The organism is Enterobacter cloacae complex sp. 418I7 (assembly GCF_050030705.1).
GTDB lineage: Bacteria > Pseudomonadota > Gammaproteobacteria > Enterobacterales > Enterobacteriaceae > Enterobacter > Enterobacter intestinihominis.
The window spans coordinates 1,604,691-1,629,526 of sequence record NZ_JBLGUU010000001.1; the positions used below are offsets into that span (position 1 = coordinate 1,604,691).

A 24,836-nucleotide genomic window follows, 5' to 3' on the forward strand; every position below is an offset into this window, starting at 1 on the left:
CTGTTAATAGTCGGAAAAAATAAACACTTGTCCGCCCTTATAGGGGGGATATCTATGTTACCTGCCATCCGCTATCAGACAAGTAAATTTCACCGTCTTAAGAGAAGAAATAAGAAATTAATAAGAGAAGGGGAGCCATGAAGGCTCCCCCGAAGCCGTTAACTGGCTTTTTTAACCTGAGGCAGATCGAAGGCTTTACGTAATGCGCGGACAAACGCTTTGTCATGGCAGATGGTTTTGCCCGGGCTGTCGGAGAGCTTCGCGACCGGCTTACCGTTACATTCCACTAGCTTTATGACGATGTTCAGCGGTTTCACCTGGGGGATATCACAGGTTAAGCGCGTACCAATTCCGAAACTCAGGTTCACCCGCGATGAGAAGTGGCGATAAAGGTCGACGGCTTTCGCCAGGTCAAGGTTATCGGAGAAGACCAGCACCTTACTCATGGGATCGATACCCAATTTTTCGTAATGGGCGATGGCTTTCTCACCCCATTCAACCGGGTCCCCGGAATCATGGCGCAAACCCTGGTAGCGTTCGGCAAACTCAGGGCCAAAGTCGCGCAGGAACGCGTCCATGGTAATGCAGTCGGTAAGGGCAATACCCAGCCGATCCGGGTATTCCTCAAGCCACGCGGCGAGGGCGGCGCGCTGGCTGTTGGCAAGGTCAGGGCTGATCTGCTGGTGCGCCTGGAACCATTCGTGCGCCTGGGTACCCATCGGCGTTAAATCAAGGCGACGCGCCAGATCGTAGTTACTGGTGCCAACGAACCACGGCTCCTGTTGCAGACGTCTGACAATGGCTTCCTGAACCTCGCGAGAGAAGCGGCGGCGCGTGCCAAAGTCCATCAGACGGAAGCGGGACATATCCAGCCCTTCTGTCAGTCTGGAAAACTCAACGAGTTTATTCTCCAGAGCAGCAACCGCCTGCGTTACACCGGTTTCAGGGGAGCGATAGCGGTGGGCCAGCTCGCTGATCACGGCCAGAAGCGGCACTTCCCACATGATCACTTCGCGCCACGGGCCGGTCAGACGAATGTCCAGCTTGCCGTTATCATTGGTGACGGTGACCTGTTCCGGCTTATAGCGGAACTCACGCAGCCAGTTCAGATAGTCCGCTTTAAAGAAAGGCAGGCCTGAAAGCCACTGATATTCGTCATCGGTGAGCGCCAGATGCTGCATGGCATCGACCTGTTCACGAATGGAATCTGCGTAGATACCCAGCAAGTCGTCACCCCGGCAGCGAAATTCCGCCGCAACATGAACATCATGATAGTGGTGAAACACGGCTTGCTGCATATGCAGCTTGTACGCGTCGGTATCCAGCAACGTATGCAGAACCGGAGAAGCGAATTGAGTCATAGGTGCGCTGTAGCATCCTCTCACGGGAGCGTTTAGTACAATAAACAACTCCGGAGTATACCCTGTTTAGTGATTTATTGAACCCCGATCACAACATAAGCACACTTTATGGTCGAGCGCATTTCGTGCCCCGTGTTATAAAAATGTAGCAAAAACGGCGTTGTGCCTGAAAAGATGAACATTCTGCATAGCGCGTTTTACACAACCGGAATATATTGAATCGTTACTCGACAAACGATGCATAAGGTTTTCTATGACACAACAGCCACAAGCTAAATACCGCCACGACTACCGTGCGCCGGATTACCTGATAAGCGATATCGATCTGACCTTCGAACTGGATGCCACAAAAACCGTCGTGACGGCGGTAAGCCAGGTGACGCGCCAGAGCGCGACAGCCGTGCCGCTGCGTCTGGATGGTGAAGACCTGACGCTGGTTTCCCTGCATATTAATGATGAAGCCTGGTCAGACTATAAAGAAGAAGGCAACCAGCTGGTCATCGACAACCTGCCGGAACGCTTTACCCTGCGCATCGTGAATGAAATCAGCCCTGCCGCCAATACCGCGCTGGAAGGGCTTTACCAGTCAGGCGTAGCCCTGTGCACCCAATGTGAAGCCGAAGGGTTCCGCCACATTACCTGGTATCTGGATCGCCCGGACGTCCTGGCGCGCTTTACCACCAAAATTATTGCCGACAAAACGCTGTACCCGTACCTGCTTTCCAACGGCAACCGGATTGGTGAAGGGGAACTGGAGAATGGCCGTCACTGGGTACAGTGGCAGGATCCGTTCCCGAAACCCTGCTACCTGTTTGCGCTGGTGGCGGGCGATTTCGATGTTCTGCGCGACACCTTTAAAACGCGCTCTGGCCGTGAAGTCGCGCTGGAGCTGTTCGTGGACCGTGGCAACCTTGACCGCGCCCCGTGGGCAATGACCTCCCTCATCAACTCCATGAAGTGGGATGAAACGCGCTTTGGCCTCGAATATGACCTCGACATCTATATGATCGTTGCTGTCGATTTCTTCAATATGGGCGCGATGGAGAATAAAGGTCTTAACATCTTCAACTCCAAATACGTGCTGGCGCGTACCGATACCGCAACGGATAAAGATTACCTCGATATCGAACGCGTTATCGGCCACGAATATTTCCATAACTGGACCGGGAACCGCGTCACCTGCCGCGACTGGTTCCAGCTGAGCCTGAAAGAGGGCTTAACCGTCTTCCGCGATCAGGAGTTCAGCTCCGATCTGGGATCGCGGGCGGTAAACCGCATCAACAACGTGCGCACCATGCGTGGTCTGCAATTTGCAGAAGATGCCAGCCCAATGGCCCATCCGATCCGCCCGGATAAAGTCATTGAGATGAATAACTTCTACACCCTGACGGTGTACGAAAAAGGCGCTGAAATTATCCGCATGATCCACACCCTGCTGGGCGAAGCGAATTTCCAGAAAGGGATGCAGCTTTACTTCGAGCGTCATGACGGCAGTGCGGCCACCTGCGACGATTTCGTCCAGGCGATGGAAGACGCCTCTAACGTGGATCTGTCTCATTTCCGCCGCTGGTACAGCCAGGCCGGTACGCCGATTGTGACGGTCAAAGACGACTACAACCCGGAAACTGAGCAGTACACGCTGACCATCAGCCAGCGCACACCGCCAACGGCGGAGCAGGAAGAGAAACATCCGCTGCACATTCCGTTCAGCGTTGAGCTGTACGACAACGAAGGCAACGTGATCCCGCTACAGAAGGGCGGTCACCCGGTACATAACGTGCTGAACGTGACCCAGGCAGAGCAGACCTTTATCTTTGATAACGTCTATTTCCAGCCTGTTCCTGCCCTGCTGTGCGAGTTCTCCGCGCCGGTGAAACTCGAATACAAGTGGAGCGATCAGCAGCTGACGTTCCTGATGCGTCACGCGCGCAACGATTTCTCGCGCTGGGATGCGGCACAAAGCCTGCTGGCGACCTACATCAAGCTGAACGTGAACCGTTACCAGCAGGGCCAGCCGCTGACGCTGCCGGTTCATGTGGCAGACGCGTTCCGTGCCATCCTGCTGGATGAGAATATTGATCCGGCGCTGGCGGCTGAAATTTTAACGCTGCCGTCTGCGACTGAAATCGCCGAGCTGTTTGACATCATCGACCCCATTGCGATCGTCGCCGTGCGTGAAGCGCTGACTCGCACGCTGGCGACCGAACTGGCAGATGAGTTCCTCGCAATTTACAACGCCAACAAGCTGGACGCGTATCGGGTGGAACATGCGGATATCGGTAAACGTTCCCTGCGCAATACCTGCCTGCGCTATCTGGCATTTGGTGAGGCAGAGCTGGCGAACACGCTGGTCAGCAAGCAGTACCATGAGGCCGATAACATGACGGATGCGCTGGCCGCACTGGCTGCAAGCGTTGCCGCCGAGCTGCCGTGCCGCGATGCGCTGATGCAGGAGTACGACGACAAGTGGCATCAGGATGGTCTGGTGATGGACAAGTGGTTCATCCTTCAGGCCACCAGCCCGGCAGCCGATGCGCTCAGCAACGTACGCAGCCTGCTGAAGCACCGTTCGTTCACCATGAGCAACCCGAACCGCGTCCGCTCCCTGATTGGCGCGTTTGCCAGCAGCAACCCGGCCGCGTTCCATGCTGAAGACGGCAGCGGTTATCAGTTCATGGTTGAAATGCTGACCGAGCTGAACAGCCGTAACCCGCAGGTGGCGTCTCGTCTGATTGAGCCGCTGATCCGCCTGAAACGCTACGATGCGCAGCCTCAGGCGAAAATGCGTGCCGCACTTGAGCAGCTGAAAGGGCTGGAAAATTTGTCTGGCGATCTGTACGAGAAGATTACAAAGGCGCTGGCCTGATGTAAAAAAGCCCGGTGGCGCTTCGCTTACCGGGCCTACGATTTGCCCTTGCGCCGTGCTCCCTGTTGAAGAGGGCCGGGGTGAGGGCATCAGGCATTAGCCTTTATCCGCTGAATCTCCGCTTCTCCACGTTTCATCACTCTATCCAGCACTTCCGCCTCCAGCTCCGCCAGTCTGGCCGATCCCACCCGGCGAGGACGTGGAATATCCACCGTCAGATCCAGACCAATTTTACCCTCTTCTATTAACAGCACCCTGTCTGCCATTGCCACAGCTTCGCTTACGTCATGCGTCACCAGCAGCACCGTAAAGCCGTGCGTCTGCCAGAGGGTTTCAATCAGATCCTGCATCTCGATCCGCGTCAGGGCATCAAGCGCGCCGAGCGGTTCATCAAGCAACAGCAGGCCGGGACGATGAATTAGCGCGCGTGCCAGGGCCACGCGCTGCTTTTGCCCACCCGACAGGGCCGCAGGCCACTCTCCCGCGCGATTCTCCAGCCCGACGGCGGCGAGTGCCTGCCGGGCGTCCTCCCGCCAGCTGCCCTTCAGGCCCAGCCCGACGTTATCCATTACCGTTTTCCACGGCAGCAGACGCGCGTCCTGAAACATCATGCGCGTATCATCCTGAATCGTGGACAGCGGCGTGGTGCCTGCCAGAATGTCACCGCTGTTTGGCGCCTCCAGCCCGGCTAAAAGACGCAGCAGGGTACTCTTGCCGCCACCGCTGCGGCCAACAACGGCCACAAACTGTCCGGCAGGAATATGCAGATCCAGTGCATTCAGAATGGTGTTGTCGCCGTAGCGTTTGGTCACGCCGTTCAGCAGTAACGGTGTTCCCTGGTTCAGTCGTGCAGTATTCATGCTTTCGCCTCCTGAGCGGTGTAGGCCGGGTTCCAGCGCAGCCAGCTACGTTCCAGCCACTGGGCGCTGACGTCCGCAAGTTTGCCGAGCAGGGCATAAAGGATAATGGCAACCACCACCACGTCCGTTTGCAGGAACTCGCGGGCGTTCATCGCCAGATAACCAATGCCGGAGTTGGCCGAAATGGTTTCCGCCACGATCAGGGTTAGCCACATCAGGCCGAGCGCAAAACGCACCCCAACCATAATGGAGGGCAGGGCGCCCGGCAGGATCACATGGGTAAACAGGGCAAAACCTGACAGGCCATAGCTGCGGGCCATCTCAACCAGACCGCGATCGATATTGCGGATCCCATGCCAGGTATTGATATAAATCGGGAATAATGTTCCCAGCGCCACGAGGAAAATTTTGGCGCTCTCATCAATGCCGAACCACAGGATAACCAGCGGAATAAGCGCCAGATGCGGCACGTTACGCAGCATTTGAACGGAGGTATCCAGCAGCCGCTCACCCCAGCGGGACAGGCCGCTGATCAGCCCCAGCGTCAGGCCGATGCTCCCGCCAATCGAAAAGCCGATTACCGCGCGCCAGGAGCTGATGGCAAGATGTTGCCACAGCTCACCGCTGGCGCTTAGCGACCAGAACGCTTCCACAACGCCCTCCGGAGAGGGCAAAATACGGCTCGACAGCCAGCCAGTTGAAGACGCCAGTTGCCAGACGAGGACAATGCCGACGGGCAGAAACCACGGCGCGGCGCGCAGCAGCCATTTTTGTGCGGTTGCAGACATGGTGGCTCCTTAACTTTGCGCGACTTTTCTCGGGATAAACGCATTCGCCACGGCTTCGCCCTGCAACTGAAGCTGACGTGGCTGCGGAATTTCCGGGATAGCGACATCCAGGTGCGGGAAGAGCAGTTCACCCACCTTGTAGGCCTCCTCCAGATGCGGGTAGCCAGACAGGATAAAGCTGTCGATCCCCAGCGCCGCGTATTCATTAATGCGTGCCGCTACGGTTGGACCGTCGCCGACCAGCGCCGTACCGGCGCCGCCACGCACCAGACCCACCCCGGCCCACAGGTTCGGGCTGATCTCAAGATTTTCACGCTTGCCGTTGTGCAGGGAGGCCATTCGGTGTTGGCCCACTGAGTCGGTTTTGGCAAACGCCGCCTGTGCTTTGGCGATAGTGTCGTCGTCCAGATGAGCGATCAGACGGTCGGCAGCTTGCCAGGCCTCGTCGTTGGTTTCGCGTACGATCACGTGCAGGCGAATGCCGAAGCGCACCGTACGGCCATGTTCTGCGGCTTTGGCGCGTACCTGAGCAACTTTCTCTTTAACCAGCTCCGGTGGCTCGCCCCAGGTCAGATAGAGATCGACCTGCTCAGCCGCCAGCTCCTGCGCCACGTCCGACGATCCGCCGAAATAAAGGGGAGGGCGCGGCTGCTGTACCGGCGGGAAGTAGAGTTGCGCATCGCGAACGTGGATATGTTTTCCTTCGAAGGTGACGGTTTCCCCTTCCAGCAGACGTCGCCAGACGCGGGTGAACTCTGCGGAGGCTTCATAGCGCTCGGTATGATCGAGAAAAACGCCATCGCCCGCCAGCTCCTGCGGATCGCTGCCCGTCACCAGATTGAACAGCGCGCGGCCGTTGGAGAGCCTGTCCAGCGTTGCCGCCTGGCGTGCCGCGACGGTGGGCGACACCACGCTTGGACGCAAGGCTACCAGGAATTTCAGGCGCTGGGTGACGGGGATCATCGACGCGGCAACCAGCCACGCGTCCTCACATGAACGGCCCGTCGGGATCAGCACCCCGGTAAAACCGATGCGGTCTGCCGCCTGGGCGATCTGCTGTAGATAGCCGTGATCGACCGGGCGGGCGCCTTCTTCTGTGCCAAGATAGTGTCCATCACCGTGGGTGGGTAAAAACCAGAAAAGATTCAGACTCATGATTTTTTTCCTTCAATGCCAGCGGGTTGCCAGATGCGTTCGCGAATATTCACCTGCTTTGGAACCAGGCGGTTTTGATAAAAGAGGTCTGCCGTTTGCTGCTGGAGGGCGGCAACGTGGGCGTCAACCGGCGCTATGGTGGTGGGAGGACGGTGGTCAAGATAGGTGGCGATCACCGGTTCAGGCAGGCCCATGGTTTTTGCCAGTAGCGTGATGCTCTGCTGACGCTGGCTTTGGGTCAGCGCATCGGCCTGAGAGAAGGTATCCAGCACCTGCTGAATAAATGCGCCATTTTTTTCAGCGTAAGGACGTGCCGCCAGGTAGAACGAACCGGTTTGTTTCAGGGTGGTGCCGTCTTTCAGCACCCGCACACCGCCCTGCAACAGTGCGGCGGAGTAGTACGGATCCCAGATAGCCCAGGCATCAACATTTTTTTGCTGAAACGCCGCGCGCGCATCGGCAGGCGTCAGGTAAACGGGCTGGATATCGGTGAATTTGAGGCTGGCCTCCTGCAACGCGCGCAGCAGCAGGTTATGCGAGCTGGAACCTTTCTGGAAAGCAACCTTATGGCCTTTGAGATCGGCGACGCTTTTGATCTCGCTGTTTTCCGGCACCAAAATAACCTCTGCCTTCGGCTTGGCGGGTTCAACGCCAACGTAAACCAGATCCGCCCCGGCCGCCTGGGCAAAGATCGGCGGGATATCGCCAGTGCTGCCTAAATCAATACTCCCGACGTTCAGCGCCTCCAGCATCTGCGGTCCGGCAGGGAACTCGACCCATGAGAATTTGGTCTGCGGGAAACGTTTCTCCAGCAACGCATGGCTTTTCGCCAGCACCATGCTGACGCTGCCTTTCTGATAACCGATACGCAGGCTCTCCGGCGTTTTCTCCGCCGCCTGAGCCAGCGATGCCACTGCCAGCAGACCTGCCAGCCCGATACGGGTAACTGTTTTAAACATGCGCCACTCCTTGTGATTGATGAAATGCCGCCGCGTGGCGATCCCGACGATTAAGGGCGTGCCAGAAGGTTTCAAGCGCGCTGTCGAGGCGGGTTTGCAGATTCGGCGTGAAATGCGGTTGATGCTGGTAGTCGATTACCTGTGAGTCGTCAGCGAAGACGCCATGCAGGATCTCCTGCGCTTTCAGCGCGTTCAGAACCGGCTTGAGGGCATAATCCACCGCCAGTAAATGGGCTACCGTACCGCCTGTGGCCAGCGGCAGGACGACCTTACCGTCCAGCGCGCGTTCGGGCAGCAGATCGAGCAGCGTTTTCAGTGCACCGGAAAAAGAGGCTTTATAAATTGGTGTCGCGACGACCAACCCGTCAGCACGCTTAAGTTGTTCGATCAGGGTTTTCAGCGCCGGGCTGTCGAAACGGGCGTAGAGCAGATCTTCAGGCGCGAAATTGTGCAAATTCCAGTGACACACTTCGACATCCAGAGCATTAAGCTTTTCGCGAGCGTATTCCAGCAGTGCGCTGGATCGAGAGGGGAAGCGGGGGCTTCCGGCCAGGGTAATGACGCGCATGGTTGCTCCTTATAACTAATTGTTTGCTTTTATCTAACATTCATAACAATTTTCAGGAGTGTGACATTGCGTGGTTATTCCACTAAATGATTTATCCTCAGGATGAATGCAGAAAAAAGCATAAGAAGCGAACCGATAAGTAAACGATTGCGTTTTACATGGCTTTTTTTGCCACAGGTCAATTCCCTTTCCGGGCGGGATCGCACATAATCCCCTCCCGGTTTGCACACCGGGAATCCAGGAGAGTTCATGTACTACCCCTTCGTTCGTAAAGCCCTTTTCCAGCTCGATCCTGAGCGCGCTCATGAATTTACATTTCAGCAGTTACGTCGTATTACAGGAACGCCTCTGGCCGCGCTGGTGCGTCAAAACGTGCCGGAAAAACCCGTCCAATGCATGGGCCTGACGTTCAAAAATCCACTGGGCCTTGCGGCCGGTCTGGACAAAAATGGCGAATGCATTGATGCACTCGGCGCGATGGGCTTTGGCTCGATCGAAATCGGGACGGTGACGCCGCGTCCGCAGCCGGGAAATGACAAGCCACGTCTGTTCCGCCTGGTTGAAGCCGAGGGGCTGATCAACCGCATGGGCTTTAATAACCTTGGCGTCGATCATCTGGTTGAGAACGTTAAGAAAGCCCATTTTGATGGTGTGCTGGGTATTAATATTGGCAAAAATAAAGACACGCCCGTCGAGCAGGGTAAAGATGACTATCTGATTTGTATGGAAAAAGTCTATGCCTATGCCGGTTATATCGCGGTGAATATATCCTCGCCTAACACCCCAGGGCTGCGTTCATTACAATATGGCGAAGCGCTCGACGATCTTCTTGGCGCCATTAAAAATAAACAAACGGCGCTACAGGCGATCCACCATAAATATGTTCCGGTCGCGGTTAAGATCGCCCCGGATCTTTCGGCAGAGGAATTGATCCAGGTTGCCGACAGTTTAGTTCGCCATAATATTGATGGTGTGATTGCGACCAATACAACGCTCGATCGCTCCCTCGTCCAGGGAATGAAAAACTGTGACGAAGCGGGTGGATTAAGTGGCCGTCCGGTACAATTAAAAAGCACCGAAATTATTCGCGCACTCTCCGCGGAATTAAAAGGCCAGCTGCCGATTATTGGCGTGGGTGGCATTGACTCCGTCATCGCTGCACGTGAGAAGATGGCGGCAGGGGCTTCACTGGTGCAAATTTATTCCGGCTTTATTTTTAAAGGGCCGCCATTGATTAAAGAAATTGTCACGCATATCTAATCTTTTCTCTTAATCAGACAACCAGGGCTTTATTTCCAGCCCTGGTTGTTTTATATTCCGTCATTGTTGCTTATTTAGACATTATAGTCTTTTATTAATAGTGTTATAAGCGAAGCGGCAAACAGGACATTTTTAGTACAGGACGTTTTGGGGACGGGAGAGAAACATGCGAATTAAACCTGACGATAACTGGCGCTGGTATTTTTGTGACGAGCATGACCGTATGATGCTCGACTTAGCCAATGGCATGTTGTTTCGCTCTCGTTTTGCGCGCCGAATGTTAACGCCAGACGCGTTTGCTCCCTCAGGCTTTTGCGTTGACGACGCTGCACTCTATTTCTCTTTTGAAGAAAAATGCCGCGACTTCAATCTCTCCAAAGAACAGCGCGCTGAACTGGTACTAAATGCGCTGGTGGCGATCCGTTTCCTGAAACCACAAATGCCGAAAAGCTGGCATTTCCTCGCGCACGGTATGAGCTGGACCCCGGCTATCGGCGATGCGGCCAGCGTCAATCTGAGCGATACCGAAGAAGAGGTGAATCTGCTGGTGGTTGAACCCGGTGAAAACGCTGCGCTCTGTTTGCTGGCCCAACCCGGCGTGACCATTGCCGGGCGAGTCATGCAGTTAGGTGATGCCATCAAAGTGATGAATGACAGGCTGAAGCCTCAGCTGCGCGTCGATTCCTTCAGCCTCGAACAGGCGGTTTAAGCTTCCAGCTGTACGGATGTTTTCGGTACACAGCTACAGCACAGGATCGTGCCGTCACTGCCAATCGCAGATTTCTTCAGGGCACTCACTTCACCATCGACCAGTTTAATGCGACAGCATCCGCAAATCCCCGCGCGACAGGAATAAGGTACGCGGATACCCGCCTGCTCCAGCTGTTCCAGTAGCACCTGCTGATTGTTACCACGAATAACTTTGCCTTCCCAGTGAATATCCACCGCGGAAGCGACGTTGGTGACAACGTCAACCATTTCTTCTTCCTGGCCTGCGCCGTACACTCTTGCAGGCCCGCGGGTAAGAATTTCGACCTCGTCGCCCACGCGGATTACGCCGCTGGAGCGGGGGATCAGGTTCTGGCCGAAGTCGACATCACCGTTATCCTGCGCGGTACGAAATGATTGCAAGGTTTTCAGCGGTTCGCCGGAAGGGTGTTTTTGGCCTTTCTCCGGGCTGACGGTGGTAAAAATACAGCGGCTGCACGGCTTCACGACATCAAAGATAACGCTGCCGATGCGGATCACTTTCCAGGTATCTTCATCCCAGGCATCCGCTCCGGTCACCACCAGATTCGGGCGAAACTGTTCCATCTGCACGCTGGCTTTGCAACGGGTTTGTAAATCACGCAGCGAGGCCTCGCTGGTCAGCAGGAAGGGAAAACCATCCGCAAAGGAGAGGGGAACCGCGTCGTGGCGTTTCACGCGACGAGTCAGCGCAGGCCCAACCCAGCGCAGCTGAACGTCACGTGAGAAAAAGCCGCTCAGCCACTGGTTAATGTTATCCGGCGCGATACGCGCGGTAAAATGATTGCCCCACACTTCCGTTGGCGCTTCAACCGGCGCAAAATCAGCAAAGCGGATCACGACGCTTGAACCGTCTGGCGCGGTCAAATGCAATCCGTCATGAAGCGGGGAAGGCGTAAAGCGAACCATCTGCGGGAACTGACGTGCGGTGATGAACGTACCGTCAGGCTCGGTGATCATAAAAATACGATCGAAGGCGAATCCGCTCATATCGGCCAGCGCGTGCGTCACGCCGATACCACGCATGGATTTCACCGGATGAATAAAAAGCCTGGATAACGTCGCCACTGCACACTCCCGCTAAATAAAATAAGCCTTCAACTTTATGACATACACGCCATATTAGCTATAATGCGCGACAATTTTCTATGAGTAAAAGTGACGATATGAATTCTCTGTTTGCCAGTACGGCCCGTGGGCTGGAAGAGCTGTTAAAAACTGAACTGGAAACCCTGGGCGCGAAAGAGTGCCAGGTGGTTCAGGGTGGTGTCCATTTTGAGGGCGACACGCGGCTTATTTACCAGAGCCTGATGTGGAGCCGTCTGGCGTCGCGCATCATGCTGCCGATGAAAGAGTGCAAGGTCTACAGCGATCTTGATCTCTACACCGGTGTACAGATGATCGACTGGACAGAGATCTTCACCCCGGACGCCACCTTTGCGGTGCATTTCAACGGCGTCAACGATGAGATCCGCAACAGCCAGTACGGTGCCCTGCGCGTCAAAGACGCCATTGTGGACTGCTTCACGCGTCGTAATAGAGAACGTCCGAACGTTGATCGTGAAAACCCGGATCTGCGTATCAACGTCTGGCTGAACGGCGACACTGCCAGTATTTCCCTGGATCTGAGCGGCGCAGGCCTGCATCTGCGCGGCTATCGCGATCGCACCGGCATGGCCCCAATCAAAGAGACACTGGCCGCCGCTATCGTGATGCGCTCCGGCTGGCAGCCGGGTACGCCGCTGCTCGATCCAATGTGCGGTTCCGGTACGCTGCTGATTGAAGCCGCGATGCTGGCCACCGACCGCGCGCCAGGGCTGCATCGTGGACCGTGGGGCTTCAAAGGCTGGGCGCAGCACGATGAAGCCCTCTGGAAAGAGGTCAAAGACGACGCGCAGTCCCGTGCCCGTAAAGGGCTGGCGGAGTACACCTCTCACTTTTACGGTTCGGACAACGACCCACGGGTGATTGAACGCGCGCGCAGCAACGCCCGTCGTGCCGGTATCGGTGAGCTGGTGACCTTCGACGTCAAAGATGTGGCGAACCTGACCAATCCGCTGCCAAAAGGCCCGTACGGTACGGTGATCAGCAACCCGCCGTATGGTGAGCGTCTTGGCAGCGAGCCAGCGCTGATTGCGCTACACAGCCTGCTGGGCCGCAACATGAAAGCGCATTTCGGCGGCTGGAACCTCTCCCTGTTTAGCGCCTCGCCGGAGCTGCTGAGCTGCCTGCAATTACGTGCCGATCGCCAGTTCAAGGCGAAAAACGGCCCGCTGGACTGCGTGCAGAAAAACTACCATCTGGCAGAGATAGCAGCGGACAGCAAACCGTCTGGCGTGGCGGAAGATTATGCCAACCGTCTGCGCAAAAACCTGAAGAAATTTGAGAAGTGGGCGAAGCAGGAAGGCATCGAATGTTATCGCCTTTACGACGCTGACCTGCCGGAATACAACGTGGCGGTTGACCGCTATGCAGACTGGGTGGTGGTTCAGGAATACGCCCCGCCGAAAACCATTGATGCGCAAAAAGCGCGTCAGCGTATGCTGGATGTGATTGCGGCCACCATCGCCGTACTCGGCATTTCGCCAAACAAGCTGGTGCTGAAAACCCGTGAGCGTCAGAAAGGCAAAAACCAGTATCAGAAGATGGGCGAGAAGGGCGACTTCATCGAAGTGGGCGAATATAATGCGCGCCTGTGGGTTAACCTGACCGATTACCTTGATACCGGTCTGTTCCTCGATCACCGCATCGCCCGCCGCATGCTGGGCCAGATGAGTAAGGGCAAAGACTTCCTGAACCTGTTCTCCTATACCGGCAGCGCCAGCGTTCATGCAGGGCTTGGTGGGGCGCGTAGTACCACCACGGTCGATATGTCCCGTACTTATCTGGAGTGGGCAGAGCGCAACCTGCGTCTTAACGGCTTAACCGGTCGTCAGCATCGCCTGTTACAGGCCGACGTGCTGGGCTGGCTGCGCGATACCGACGAGCAGTTTGACCTGATCTTTATCGATCCGCCGACCTTCTCTAACTCCAAGCGTATGGAGGATAGCTTTGACGTTCAACGCGATCACCTGCGCCTGATGACCGACCTGAAGCGTCTGCTGCGTAAAGGCGGCACCATTATGTTCTCGAATAACAAGCGCGGATTCCGCATGGATCACGACGGCCTGGCCGAACTGGGACTGAAAGCACAAGAAATCAGCCAAAAAACGCTGTCTCAGGACTTTGCCCGTAACCGTCAAATCCACAACTGCTGGCTGATCTCCGCGGTCTGAAAGGAAAAATAAATGTCTTTAATTAGTATGCACGGCGCGTGGCTCTCTTTCAGCGACTCACCGCTTCTCGATAATGCAGAGCTGCATATCGAAGATAACGAGCGCGTCTGTCTGGTCGGCCGTAACGGCGCAGGTAAATCGACGCTGATGAAAATCCTCAACCGTGAGCAGGGGCTGGACGACGGCCGTATTGTTTACGAGCAGGATCTGGTCGTCTCTCGTCTGCAACAGGATCCGCCGCGTAACGTTACCGGCAGCGTGTACGATTTTGTGGCCGAAGGGATTTCAGAGCAGGCGGAATACCTCAAGCGCTACCACGAGATTTCGCATCTGGTCATGACCGACCCGAGCGACAAAAATCTCAACGAACTGGCAAAAGTGCAGGAGATGCTCGATCACCACGGCCTGTGGCAGCTGGAAAACCGCATTAACGAAGTGCTGGCTCAGCTTGGCCTGGAAGCGGATATGGAGCTGTCGGCGCTCTCCGGCGGCTGGCTGCGTAAAGCAGCGCTGGGCCGTGCCCTGGTGAGCGGGCCCAGGGTACTGCTGCTGGACGAACCAACGAACCACCTGGATATCGAAGCGATTGACTGGCTGGAAGGGTTCCTGAAAACTTTCAATGGCACCATTATCTTCATCTCCCACGACCGTTCGTTCATCCGCAACATGGCCACGCGCATTGTCGACCTCGACCGCGGCAAGCTGGTGACCTATCCGGGCGATTACGATACCTATCTGCTGGAGAAAGAAGAGAACCTGCGCGTGGAAGAGCTGCAAAACGCCGAGTTCGACCGCAAGCTGGCGCAGGAAGAGGTATGGATCCGTCAGGGCATCAAGGCGCGTCGTACCCGTAATGAAGGCCGCGTTCGCGCCCTGAAGGCGATGCGCCGCGAACGTAGCGAACGCCGTGAAGTCATGGGGAGCGCCAAAATGCAGGTTGAAGAGGCGTCCCGCTCGGGCAAGATTGTCTTCGAAATGGAGAACGTGAATTATTCGGTTGACGGCAAAGTGCTGGTAAACGATTTCTCCGCTCAGGTTCAGCGCGGCGACAAAATTGCGCTTATTGGTCCAAACGGCTGCGGTAAAACCACGCTGCTGAAACTGATGCTGGGCCAGTTGCAGGCAGACAGCGGTCGTATTCACTGTGGTACCAAGCTGGAAGTAGCGTACTTTGACCAGCATCGCGCAGAGCTGGATCCGGACCGTACGGTGATGGACAACCTCGCTGAGGGCAAACAGGAGGTAATGGTTAACGGCAAGCCGCGTCACGTGCTGGGCTACCTTCAGGACTTCCTGTTCCACCCAAAACGCGCCCTGACGCCTGTGCGCGCGCTGTCCGGCGGTGAGCGTAACCGTCTTTTACTGGCGCGCCTGTTCCTGAAACCCAGTAACTTACTGATTCTCGATGAACCGACGAACGATCTGGATGTCGAAACGCTGGAACTGCTGGAAGAGTTGATTGATGGCTATCAGGGAACCGTGATGCTGGTCAGCCACGATCGTCAATTTGTCGATAACACCGTGACCGAGTGCTGGATCTTCGAAGGCGAAGGACGTATCGGTCAATATGTGGGCGGCTATCATGACGCGCGTGGACAGCAATCGCAGTCGCTGGCGCAAAAACAGGCGAAGACCAAAAATGTCGCTGAACCTGTTGTTGTGAAAGCAGAAACTGTCAAAAAGTCTCCTGCTAAAATGAGCTATAACTTGCAGCGCGAGCTGGAAGGACTGCCGCAGCGTCTGGAAGAGCTGGAAGCGGCACTGGAAGCACTGCAAATTCAGGTCGCTGATGCGTCATTCTTTACGCAGCCTCACGACTATACTCAGAAAGTATTGGCTGAACTCTCCCAGGCCGAGCAGGCGCTGGAAGAGGCATTTGAGCGCTGGGAGTACCTTGAGTCTCTGAAAAACGGCGCATAAACAGGGATAATCTATGTGTGACCAGCACCATGCCGATCGGCATATTTTATGCTCGCAATGCGATATGCTCGTGGCGTTGCCAGAGCTTGGTCACGGACATAAGGCTGCCTGCCCGCGCTGCGGAGCTACGCTGACGACCGAGTGGGACGCGCCAAGGCAGCGTCCTACGGCTTACGCGCTGACAGCCCTGTTCATGTTACTGCTCTCCAATCTCTTCCCTTTCATCTCTATGAAAGTGGGTGGGATGGTAAGCCAGGTGGAGTTACTGGAAATTCCAGGCGTGATGTTCTCGGAAGATTACGCCAGCCTTGGCACCTTCTTTCTTCTGTTCGTGCAGATAGTCCCGGCTTTTTGCCTGGTCGTCATTCTGCTACTGGTCAATCGCGTCAGGATGCCCACCGCCCTTAAAATCAAACTCGCGCGGATCCTGTTCCAGCTGAAAAGCTGGGGGATGGCGGAAATTTTTCTGGCGGGTATCCTGGTCAGCTTCGTGAAGCTGATGGCCTACGGCGATGTGGGGATTGGCAGTAGCTTTATTCCGTGGTGTCTGTATTGCGTGCTGCAACTGCGCGCTTTCCAGTGCGTGGACCGACGCTGGACCTGGGACGATATTGCCCCGGCACCGACGCTCTCGCAGACGGTAAAGGTGGGCGTACCGGGTATCCGTCAGGGGCTGCGCTCCTGCTCCTGCTGCACCGCCGTGCTGCCCGCGGATGTCGAGGTGTGTCCCCGCTGTGAAACAAAAGGTCACGTCCGACGCAAAAATAGCCTGCAATGGACCATGGCGCTGCTGGTGACCTCTGTCATGCTCTATCTGCCCGCCAATATTTTGCCGATCATGATCACCGATCTGCTCGGCGACAGAATGCCCTCGACCATCCTTGCCGGGGTGATTTTGCTGTGGAGCGAAGGGTCATACCCTGTTGCAGGCGTCATATTTCTCGCCAGCATTATGGTTCCGACCTTAAAGATGATTGCCATTGCCTGGCTTTGCTGGGATGCAAAAGGGCACGGTAAGCGTGACAGTGAGCGCATGCATCTGATTTATGAGGTCGTGGAATTTGTTGGCCGTTGGTCGATGATTGACGTGTTCGTGATTGCGGTTCTCTCAGCGCTGGTGCGTATGGGTGGGTTGATGAGTATTTATCCCGCTATGGGAGCGCTGATGTTTGCTTTGGTCGTCATTATGACCATGTTTGCGGCCATGACCTTCGACCCTCGTTTATCGTGGGATCGTGAGCCCGATTCAAGCCATGAGGAAGAGTAAGAGCATGGAAAATAAGAGTGGAGAGGCTAAAGTGCAGAAGGTCAGAAACTGGTCGCCGGTGTGGATTTTCCCCATCGTGACCGCGCTGATCGGTGCATGGATCCTGTTTTATCATTACAGCCATCAGGGACCGGAAGTCACGCTAATTACCACCAATGCAGAGGGAATTGAGGGCGGAAAAACCACCATCAAGAGCCGCAGCGTGGATGTGGGTGTCGTGGAAAGCGCGACCCTGACGGATGATTTAACCCATGTTGAAATTAAGGCCCGCCTGAATGCTGGCATGGAAAAACTGCTCCATGAAGATTCCGTTTTTTGGGTGGTGAAACCGCAGGTCGGAAGAGAAGGGATCAGCGGCTTAGGGACGCTATTGTCAGGGGCTTACATTGAACTCCAGCCCGGCAATAAAGGCGCCCAGCCAGCAAACTATCAGTTGCTGGATTCACCGCCGCTTGCGCCACCGGATGCAAAAGGGATCCGCGTCATTCTGGACAGCAAAAAAGCGGGCCAGCTCTCGCCGGGCGATCCGGTGCTGTTCCGTGGGTATCGTGTCGGTTCGGTTGAAACGAGCACCTTCGATCCGCAAAAACGGACCATCAGCTATCAGCTATTTATCAATGCGCCTAATGACCGACTGGTGACCAGTAACGTTCGTTTCTGGAAAGACAGTGGGATCGCTGTGGATCTCACCTCTGCGGGGATGCGCGTTGAGATGGGTTCACTCACCACGCTGTTTGGTGGGGGCGTCAGTTTTGACGTGCCGGAAGGTATAGATCTGGGACAACCGGTGGCGGAAAAAACCGCCTTCAGATTGTTTGACGATCAAAAAAGCATTCAGGATGCGCTCTATACCGATCACATCGATTATCTGATGTTCTTTAAGGACTCTGTACGCGGCTTGCAGCCAGGAGCGCCAGTTGAGTTCCGCGGTATCCGTCTGGGTACAGTAGGGCAAGTGCCTTACTTTGTTCCGGGACTCAAGCAAATGCTTGATGATGATTATCGTATTCCGGTGCTGATACGCATTGAGCCTGAGCGTTTAATTAACCAGATTGGTGAGGATCAGGATATTGGGGAGCATATCAGCGACCTGATGAATCGCGGTCTGCGTGGCTCGCTGAAAACCGGCAACCTGGTGACAGGGGCGTTGTATGTCGATATGGACTTCTATCCAAAAGCGCCACCTATGACGGGAGTCCGTGAATTTGGCGGCTACAAAATCATTCCTACGGTCAGCAGTGGCCTGGCGCAGATCCAACAGCGTCTGATGGAAACGCTGGATAAGATCAACAATCTGCCGCTGAATCCAATGCTTGAGGCTGCGACGGGATCACTGCATCAGAGCCAGGCGACGATGCAACGTCTGCAAACCACCCTGGATAATATCAACAAGATCACGGCCAACCAGTCCATGCAGCAACTGCCGCAGGATATGCAGAAAACGTTGCGTGAACTGAATCGCAGTATGCAGGGCTTCCAGCCGGGCTCAGCGGCCTACAACAAGATGGTGGCGGATATGCAACGTCTTGATCAGGTTTTACGCGAGCTACAGCCCGTTCTGAAAACGCTCAATGAAAAGAGCAACGCGCTGGTGTTTGAAGCGAAAGATAAAAAGGATCCTGAGCCTAAGAGGGCGAAACAATGAAAAAATGGCTAATCATCGCAGGCGCACTGGTATTAACGGCCTGTAGCTCTGGAAGCGATAACAAAAGCTACTACCAGCTGCCGTTAAGCGCACAGTCGGGGGCGCAGAGCAGTGCCTCGCAGGGCAGCCGTCTGCTGTGGGTTGAGCAGGTTGCCGTGCCAGATTACCTGGCGGGCAACGGGGTGGTCTACCAGACCAGCGATGTGCAGTACGTAATCGCCAACAATAACCTGTGGGCCAGCCCGCTGGATCAGCAGCTACGCAATACGCTGGTGGCGAATCTGAGCAGCCAGCTCCCCGGTTGGGTCGTTGCCTCGCAGCCTCTGGGAAGCGATCAGGACACTCTGAATGTTAACGTGACGGGATTCCATGGCCGCTATGATGGTGCCGTTGTTATCAGCGGGGAGTGGCTGCTGAATCACCAGGGTCAGCTGATTAAGCGTCCTTTCCATCTTGAACTCAAGCAGCAGAAAGATGGCTATGACGAAATGGTGAAAGTACTTGCGCAGGGATGGGCACAGGAGTCGGCTACTATAGCAAGAGAGATTTCCCGCCTGCCATAAGTAAAATTCATCGACGAAAGCCGCACTCAGCTTCTTGCTGATTGCGGTTTTTTTTCGTTTTACGTTCAGGTTGTTACTTGTCCCGCATCACACTTTTTGTACAAACGATCTTCCATGTAGCTCACAAATATGACACCCGTATGAATTTTGAACGTTGACGCTGACGCAGATTCGGGGTATTCGTTAACTGTGCTTGCACATATTGCAACCACTGTTTTCTTTCCACCAGACAAAAGAATGAGGGAAACGAGGCATGAAGAGACAGAAACGAGATCGCCTGGAAAGGGCTCATCAACGTGGTTATCAGGCTGGCATCGCCGGACGTTCTAAAGAAATGTGTCCCTATCAGGCCCTGAATCAAAGGTCCCAATGGCTAGGGGGCTGGCGAGAAGCCATCGGAGACAGGGCAGTACTTGCTTGATACCGTCTCTTTAAAAAGAAACCTCCGCAATGCGGAGGTTTCGCCTTTCTGGAAGGGGCTAAAAGCCGTTATCAGAAAGCGGAGGTATCCTGGAACAGACCCACTTTCAGGTCGTTCGCGGTATAGATCAGACGACCATCAACCAGCACTTCACCGTCCGCCAGGCCCATAATCAGACGGCGGTTAACGATGCGTTTGAAATGGATACGGTAGGTGACTTTCTTCGCGGTAGGCAGAACCTGACCGGTGAATTTCACTTCGCCTACGCCCAGCGCACGGCCTTTGCCTTCACCGCCAAGCCAGCCCAGATAGAAGCCAACCAGCTGCCACATAGCATCGAGGCCCAGGCAGCCAGGCATTACCGGATCGCCAATAAAGTGGCAACCGAAGAACCACAGGTCCGGGTTGATATCGAGTTCTGCTTCTACGTAACCCTTATCAAAGTTGCCGCCGGTTTCGGTCATTTTCACGACACGGTCCATCATCAGCATATTTGGGGCTGGTAACTGCGGGCCTTTCGCGCCAAACAGTTCACCGCGACCAGAGGCAAGAAGGTCTTCTTTAGTATAGGATTCGCGTTTATCTACCATGTTCTCAGTAAGCCTTATTTTAGTGAAGGACGCAGGATAGCTAACACGTGTACGCTGAACAAGTCCGATCAGTTCGCACTAAACCAACTTAACCAGCGTAACGGCCACGGATAACGATGACGAGCATCCTGCTGTGTCGCCTGAGCTATACGTTCCTGAATGGTCTGCATCAGGGTTGTCTGGCCTTCGCCGTCCCAGACCAGGTTTGTCAGTAAGGGTAGTGCATCCTCAACCCCTTCGATGGCCCAGACAGTGAATTGTTCCTGCTCTACCGCATCCAGAATCGCCTGGCTCAGGCTCAAATGGCGAGCGTTAGGTGCCGGAATAATCACGCCCTGTTTGCCGTTTAAACCGCGCTGCTGGCAGATTGCGAAGAAGCCTTCGATTTTCTCATTCAGTCCGCCCACCGGTTGGGCACGGCCAAACTGATCCACGGACCCGGTAATCGCAATATTCTGGTTAATCGGCACGTCTGCAAGCGCGCTGATCACGGCGCACAGCTCTGCCATTGAGGCGCTGTCGCCGTCGACTTCACTGTAGGACTGCTCGAAGGTCAACGAGGCAGAGAAGGGGATCTGCTGCTCGAGCTGAAGTTCAGACATCAGGAATGCCTGCATGATCATCATGCCTTTGGCATGAATGTTTCCGCCCAGTTCGGCCTTGCGTTCGATATCGGTAAATTCGCCGTCACCAATGTGTACGACACAGCTGATACGGGAAGGCTCACCAAAGGCGCGTGGGTGCCCGGGGAACTCGATGACGGACAAGGCATTGATTTGCCCGATACGTTCGCCTTCGGTCTCCACCAGAATCTGTTCAAGCAGAATTTCATCCTGCATACGGTCAGCAAGATAGCCTTCGCGCCATTCACGCTGGGCCAGCATCTGGCTCAGTTGCTCACCGTTGAACGTACCGTTGCCGCTGATAACGCCCACTTCACGCAGCTGTTTGCCGATCCAGAGCGGACAGAGCGGCAGGGTTTCCTGATCGCCGGTGTAGCGTACGGCCTCTCGGATTAAGCCCGGCCACGCATCCTCGGCAGGTGAGGGCAGCGCGAAACGTTCCGCCACGGCCATAACCCACTGACACCACTGCGCCATGTCATCGGCATCTGCAATCTGAATATTGTCTTCAAATTCGCTGTAAACCGCCTGCTCCGCGAGTTCTGGCTCCATTTCCTGGAAGTCAGCCAGGGATTCACGGTCACCCGTCAGCACGACGGTCAGCGACAGCGGCATAGACGGAATGGAAACAGGCAGAGGACGTGACTCGTCGAAGCCTACCCAGTCAAAACGTTGCTGCGTCACCACCGTTTTCAGGCGCATCCACAGCAGCGGCTGCGCAAGCAGTGTGCGAAGGGAGATGAGCAATACGCCGCCATTCGCGCGGTGTACCAGCCCGGGTTGCAGTGAAACATCGCCATTGAACTGACGAAGGCAGCCGAACAACTGTTCTGCTTCCACCCAGTTGGCGGTGATCACCTCGCCTTTTGCAGCGAACAGTCCATCTGCCTGCGTGGCAGGTTCGAATGTCACGTCGCGTCCGGCAATATGATACTGACCACCAAAAACGGCATTCGTTTTTGGCTGCAACTGGCGCATGGCATCACCGAGAAGCGTCAGATACTCGGCTTCTTCCGGGGCTTTGAGCAGCATGAAAGGAGATGTAGCCCATGGGGATGACATCTGCTCCAGCGCGTAATGCAAACGCGGTTGTGTCTCGCTAAGTATGAATTTGTGTTCTTTTGTGAGGTCTGGCTGTGCAAACAGCTCCTGATAGCTCTCGGTATCCGGAACCAGGTCACGCCATGCAAGTTTCGTAATGGTCAAAGTTGATGTTTTTTAGTCAGAAGTAAAACCGTGGAGTATACCGTAAGCGGCGCACTCTGCCCAATCAGGATTCGGGTTTTCGTCATGCGGATCGCCTGCGACGTTTCACAGGATATGATTTCTTTTCAGCAGATTGCCAAAAAACTGATATTCTGAACAGAGTTACACGGTAACACTGAGATCGCAATGAAATATCAACAACTGGAAAACCTCGAAAGCGGCTGGAAATGGAAGTACCTGGTCAAAAAGCACCGTGAAGGGGAGCTGATCACCTGCTACATCGAAGCCAGCGCGGCACAAGAAGCTGTGGATATGTTGCTGACCCTCGAAAACGAACCGGTACAGGTCAACGGCTGGATTGAGAAACACATTAATCCGGCCTTGTTAAACCGGATGAAGCAAACTATCCGTGCTCGTCGTAAACGGCATTTCAATGCCGAGCATCAGCACACCCGTAAGAAATCCATCGACCTGGAATTCATGGTCTGGCAGCGTCTGGCCGGGCTTGCGCAACGGCGCGGGAAAACCCTGTCGGAAACGGTGGTGCAGCTGATTGAAGATGCCGAGCACAAAGAGAAGTATGCCAGCCAGATGTCGACGTTGAAAAACGATCTACAGGCACTGTTAGGTAAAAAATAAGCTTTTTACTTTTCTTCAGATAATAAAAAACCCCGCATGGCGGGGTTTTTTTATAAGACGATAACTTATGCCGCAGGCTGAGTTACAACGTCTTTGATACCTTTAACTTCGATCTCTACGCGACGATCTGGTGCCAGGCAGTCGATCAGTGCAGCGCGTGGTTTCACGTTGTCACAGGTAGAACCGGTAACTGGGTTAGATTCGCCCATACCACGTGGGGAGATCTTGTTAGCTGGGATACCTTTAGATACCAGGTAATCAACTACAGACTGAGCACGTTTCTCAGACAGACCCTGGTTGTAAGCGTCAGAACCGATACGGTCGGTGAAGCCCAGAACCACTACAGAACCGTCTTTAGGATCCAGGTTGCTCAGCTGGGTGTACAGCTGATCCAGTGCCTGCTGACCTTCTGGTTTCAGGGTAGCTTTGTTGAAGTTGAACAGAACGTCAGACTTCAGAGTGAAGTGCTTGGTCTGTACTTCTGGCGCTGGAGCCGGAGCTGGAGCTACGACTGGCGCATCTTCCTGCTGACCGAAACGGTAAGAAACACCAACGCTCAGCATGCCGTTGTCTGGACGAACACCAACGGTAGCACCGTCACCGATGTTGTTAACCCACTGGTATTCCAGACGGGTAGCGATGTCACGGGTCATTGCCCACTCAACGCCACCAGCGAATACTGGGGAAACACCAGTGTCGTGGTCGTCACCAGCGATGCTGTTGCTGGAGTCTGCACGCCATACCATGCCGCCCAGACGGGTGTACACGTCCAGATCGTCAGTTACTGGGTAACCCAGTTTAGCGGTCAGCTGTACGCCTTGAGCTTTGAAAGCGCCATTTACGTTGTCGCCTTTGTAAGGCATACGACCTAACCAGTCGTAACCCATTTCAAAGCCAACATACGGGTTAACCTGATAGCCACCGAACGCACCTGCACCCAGCTGGCTCTCGTGAGTAGGGCCATCGTTGTTCAGGCTGCTGTTGTACCAACCGGTGTCATGGAACTGAGACCAGCCCAGTTTACCACCTGCATACCAGGTATTATCTTTCGGAGCGGCCTGCGCTACGGTAGCGAAGCCAGCCAGTGCCACTGCAATCGCGATAGCTGTCTTTTTCATTTTTTGCGCCTCGTTATCATCCAAAATTTGCCATGAATATCTCCATCGGAGGAATCACGGTTAAATCCTTCACCGGGGGGCGTGGTCAAATATAAACCTACCGATATCTTCGGCTTAGGCCGAGCACCCCTGGCGATGTAAAGTCTACAACGTAGCTGAAAACTTACAAGTGTGAAGTCCGTCAGGCATATGAAAAAAAAAGTTCCGTATACCTAATATTTAACAATTTTTGAACGAATTTTGTGCAGTAAAATTAACGAGAACCGCGTCAGACAAGCCTTGCCGCAGTTTTGGCGCGTTGAACTTTTTTTGCATACTGCGGTCGAAAAAAATTCCAGGAAAACTCTTAAAATGACTCAATGGTACACATTTGAGTGAATTTTTAGCCCGGGATGTTGTCCTCTGCGATAGGAATCTCCACGAACTGGCCGCATGATGAAACCCATCGCGTTACCTTCTTCAGCCGCTTCAGTCAGACGCAAATGTTCCTCTTGCGACAGATCCTCAGGCAACCACCCAATCACGACGCTATAGTTCCCGGTACGTAATGCCCGGACCATCGACTCGACCGTATCGCAAGGGGAGAGTTGATTAATCTGCATCACCTTCGCTAACGGCAGCCCAGCCGACTGAACCCATTCGCGACTTAATTTTTGCTGTGGCGTCAGCCAGAGCTGCCAGCGAGACTGTTGCCCGAGCTGCTGCAAAAGCGGCAGGAGTAAGAGTTGTGTCAACAGCGGCTGGTCTTCACGGTAAACCACTTCACTGATAAGCCCTGTCGATTCACGCCCGATAGAATTCTGCGCAGCATTGCCTGCGGCAGAAGTAGAAGGTGTTAAGTGATTTGCATAGCCTGAAGTGTACATATTCATTCCAGCCCTGTAGTTACTGTATGGATATACAGTAACCCCTGTATGCATAAAGATCAACCTCATTTTCGGAAAGCGACTCGCAAATTTCATCCATTCCTGGTGAACCTGAAAAAATCATCTTGCCCAACGGCAA

The 24,836-nt window shown here is 54.7% G+C and carries 21 protein-coding genes; 10 read left to right on the plus strand and 11 right to left on the minus strand.

The window, feature by feature from the left end; genetic code table 11:
- Window positions 1-158: 158 nt before the first annotated feature.
- Entirely contained in the window at window positions 159-1,361 is a 1,203-nt protein-coding gene (gene pncB / locus ACQG0S_RS07580; RefSeq protein ID WP_023299736.1) for a nicotinate phosphoribosyltransferase, read from the minus strand.
- 253 nt (window positions 1,362-1,614) lie between these two features.
- Here pncB and pepN point away from each other — a divergent pair, with 253 nt between their 5' ends.
- Complete coding sequence (gene pepN / locus ACQG0S_RS07585; protein WP_048965567.1) at window positions 1,615-4,227, plus strand: aminopeptidase N; 2,613 nt, start codon at window positions 1,615-1,617, stop codon at window positions 4,225-4,227.
- An 89-nt stretch (window positions 4,228-4,316) separates the two neighbouring features.
- Here the strand turns inward: pepN and ssuB are convergent, their stop codons facing one another.
- The 5 genes from ssuB to ssuE are packed head-to-tail and all read right to left on the minus strand — an operon-like array spanning window position 4,317 to window position 8,557.
- Window positions 4,317-5,087, minus strand: a complete 771-nt coding sequence (gene ssuB, locus ACQG0S_RS07590) for an aliphatic sulfonates ABC transporter ATP-binding protein (RefSeq protein ID WP_022647644.1) — start codon at window positions 5,085-5,087, stop codon at window positions 4,317-4,319.
- A complete protein-coding gene (gene ssuC, locus ACQG0S_RS07595; RefSeq protein WP_003858185.1) occupies window positions 5,084-5,875 on the minus strand; it encodes an aliphatic sulfonate ABC transporter permease SsuC in 792 nt (263 codons plus the stop codon). Before ssuC ends, ssuB begins: the two co-directional genes overlap by 4 nt.
- A 9-nt stretch (window positions 5,876-5,884) precedes the next feature.
- On the minus strand, window positions 5,885-7,030 hold the full coding sequence (gene ssuD, locus ACQG0S_RS07600) for an FMNH2-dependent alkanesulfonate monooxygenase (protein ID WP_038415787.1): 1,146 nt from the start codon (window positions 7,028-7,030) through the stop codon (window positions 5,885-5,887).
- Entirely contained in the window at window positions 7,027-7,989 is a 963-nt protein-coding gene (locus ACQG0S_RS07605) for a sulfonate ABC transporter substrate-binding protein (RefSeq protein ID WP_048965566.1), read from the minus strand. The genes ssuD and ACQG0S_RS07605 overlap by 4 nt, the downstream gene beginning before the upstream one ends.
- Window positions 7,982-8,557, minus strand: coding sequence for an NADPH-dependent FMN reductase (gene ssuE / locus ACQG0S_RS07610; RefSeq protein WP_048965565.1), 576 nt, complete (start codon window positions 8,555-8,557; stop codon window positions 7,982-7,984). The genes ACQG0S_RS07605 and ssuE overlap by 8 nt, the downstream gene beginning before the upstream one ends.
- 249 nt (window positions 8,558-8,806) lie before the next feature.
- On the opposite strand from ssuE, the gene pyrD reads away from it, so the two are divergent.
- Together pyrD and zapC are read left to right on the plus strand one after the other, a co-directional pair.
- Window positions 8,807-9,817 (plus strand): quinone-dependent dihydroorotate dehydrogenase, encoded by a 1,011-nt coding sequence (gene pyrD, locus ACQG0S_RS07615; RefSeq protein WP_023299739.1) that lies wholly within the window; start codon window positions 8,807-8,809, stop codon window positions 9,815-9,817.
- A gap of 166 nt (window positions 9,818-9,983) precedes the next feature.
- The gene (zapC, locus tag ACQG0S_RS07620) at window positions 9,984-10,526 is read left to right on the plus strand and encodes a cell division protein ZapC (protein ID WP_023299740.1); all 543 of its coding nucleotides are present in this window, start codon (window positions 9,984-9,986) and stop codon (window positions 10,524-10,526) included.
- Here zapC and ACQG0S_RS07625 read toward each other — a convergent pair.
- Entirely contained in the window at window positions 10,523-11,632 is a 1,110-nt protein-coding gene (locus ACQG0S_RS07625) for a YcbX family protein (RefSeq protein ID WP_022647649.1), read from the minus strand. The genes zapC and ACQG0S_RS07625 overlap by 4 nt on opposite strands.
- 98 nt (window positions 11,633-11,730) lie before the next feature.
- Between ACQG0S_RS07625 and rlmKL the strand changes: the two genes are divergently transcribed.
- The 6 genes from rlmKL (at window position 11,731) to rmf (ending at window position 19,655) form a co-directional block, all read left to right on the plus strand.
- A complete protein-coding gene (rlmKL, locus tag ACQG0S_RS07630; RefSeq protein ID WP_426750172.1) occupies window positions 11,731-13,839 on the plus strand; it encodes a bifunctional 23S rRNA (guanine(2069)-N(7))-methyltransferase RlmK/23S rRNA (guanine(2445)-N(2))-methyltransferase RlmL in 2,109 nt (702 codons plus the stop codon).
- A gap of 12 nt (window positions 13,840-13,851) precedes the next feature.
- Window positions 13,852-15,759 (plus strand): ABC transporter ATP-binding protein, encoded by a 1,908-nt coding sequence (locus ACQG0S_RS07635; protein ID WP_022647651.1) that lies wholly within the window; start codon window positions 13,852-13,854, stop codon window positions 15,757-15,759.
- A gap of 13 nt (window positions 15,760-15,772) precedes the next feature.
- On the plus strand, window positions 15,773-17,026 hold the full coding sequence (gene pqiA / locus ACQG0S_RS07640; protein WP_426750175.1) for a membrane integrity-associated transporter subunit PqiA: 1,254 nt from the start codon (window positions 15,773-15,775) through the stop codon (window positions 17,024-17,026).
- Window positions 17,027-17,030: 4 nt separating this feature from the next.
- Window positions 17,031-18,671 carry an intermembrane transport protein PqiB gene (gene pqiB / locus ACQG0S_RS07645; RefSeq protein WP_022647653.1) on the plus strand — a complete coding sequence of 547 codons (1,641 nt, stop codon included), beginning with the start codon at window positions 17,031-17,033 and terminating at the stop codon, window positions 18,669-18,671.
- Entirely contained in the window at window positions 18,668-19,234 is a 567-nt protein-coding gene (pqiC, locus tag ACQG0S_RS07650; RefSeq protein ID WP_022647654.1) for a membrane integrity-associated transporter subunit PqiC, read from the plus strand. The genes pqiB and pqiC overlap by 4 nt, the downstream gene beginning before the upstream one ends.
- A gap of 253 nt (window positions 19,235-19,487) precedes the next feature.
- Window positions 19,488-19,655, plus strand: coding sequence for a ribosome modulation factor (gene rmf, locus ACQG0S_RS07655; RefSeq protein WP_003858162.1), 168 nt, complete (start codon window positions 19,488-19,490; stop codon window positions 19,653-19,655).
- A 71-nt stretch (window positions 19,656-19,726) separates the two neighbouring features.
- Here the strand turns inward: rmf and fabA are convergent, their stop codons facing one another.
- Together fabA and ACQG0S_RS07665 are read right to left on the minus strand one after the other, a co-directional pair.
- Window positions 19,727-20,245, minus strand: coding sequence for a bifunctional 3-hydroxydecanoyl-ACP dehydratase/trans-2-decenoyl-ACP isomerase (fabA, locus tag ACQG0S_RS07660; RefSeq protein ID WP_000227926.1), 519 nt, complete (start codon window positions 20,243-20,245; stop codon window positions 19,727-19,729).
- A gap of 68 nt (window positions 20,246-20,313) precedes the next feature.
- The gene (locus ACQG0S_RS07665) at window positions 20,314-22,074 is read right to left on the minus strand and encodes an AAA family ATPase (protein ID WP_023305819.1); all 1,761 of its coding nucleotides are present in this window, start codon (window positions 22,072-22,074) and stop codon (window positions 20,314-20,316) included.
- A 186-nt stretch (window positions 22,075-22,260) separates the two neighbouring features.
- Between ACQG0S_RS07665 and matP the strand changes: the two genes are divergently transcribed.
- Window positions 22,261-22,713: a macrodomain Ter protein MatP gene (gene matP, locus ACQG0S_RS07670; protein ID WP_006809347.1), complete on the plus strand. Its 453-nt coding sequence runs from the start codon at window positions 22,261-22,263 to the stop codon at window positions 22,711-22,713.
- Between the two features lie 65 nt (window positions 22,714-22,778).
- On the opposite strand, the gene ompA is transcribed toward matP, so the two are convergent.
- Both ompA and sulA read right to left on the minus strand, forming a co-directional pair.
- On the minus strand, window positions 22,779-23,831 hold the full coding sequence (gene ompA, locus ACQG0S_RS07675; protein WP_017694761.1) for a porin OmpA: 1,053 nt from the start codon (window positions 23,829-23,831) through the stop codon (window positions 22,779-22,781).
- Window positions 23,832-24,187: 356 nt separating this feature from the next.
- A complete protein-coding gene (gene sulA, locus ACQG0S_RS07680; RefSeq protein WP_032610196.1) occupies window positions 24,188-24,697 on the minus strand; it encodes an SOS-induced cell division inhibitor SulA in 510 nt (169 codons plus the stop codon).
- Window positions 24,698-24,836: the final 139 nt, after the last annotated feature.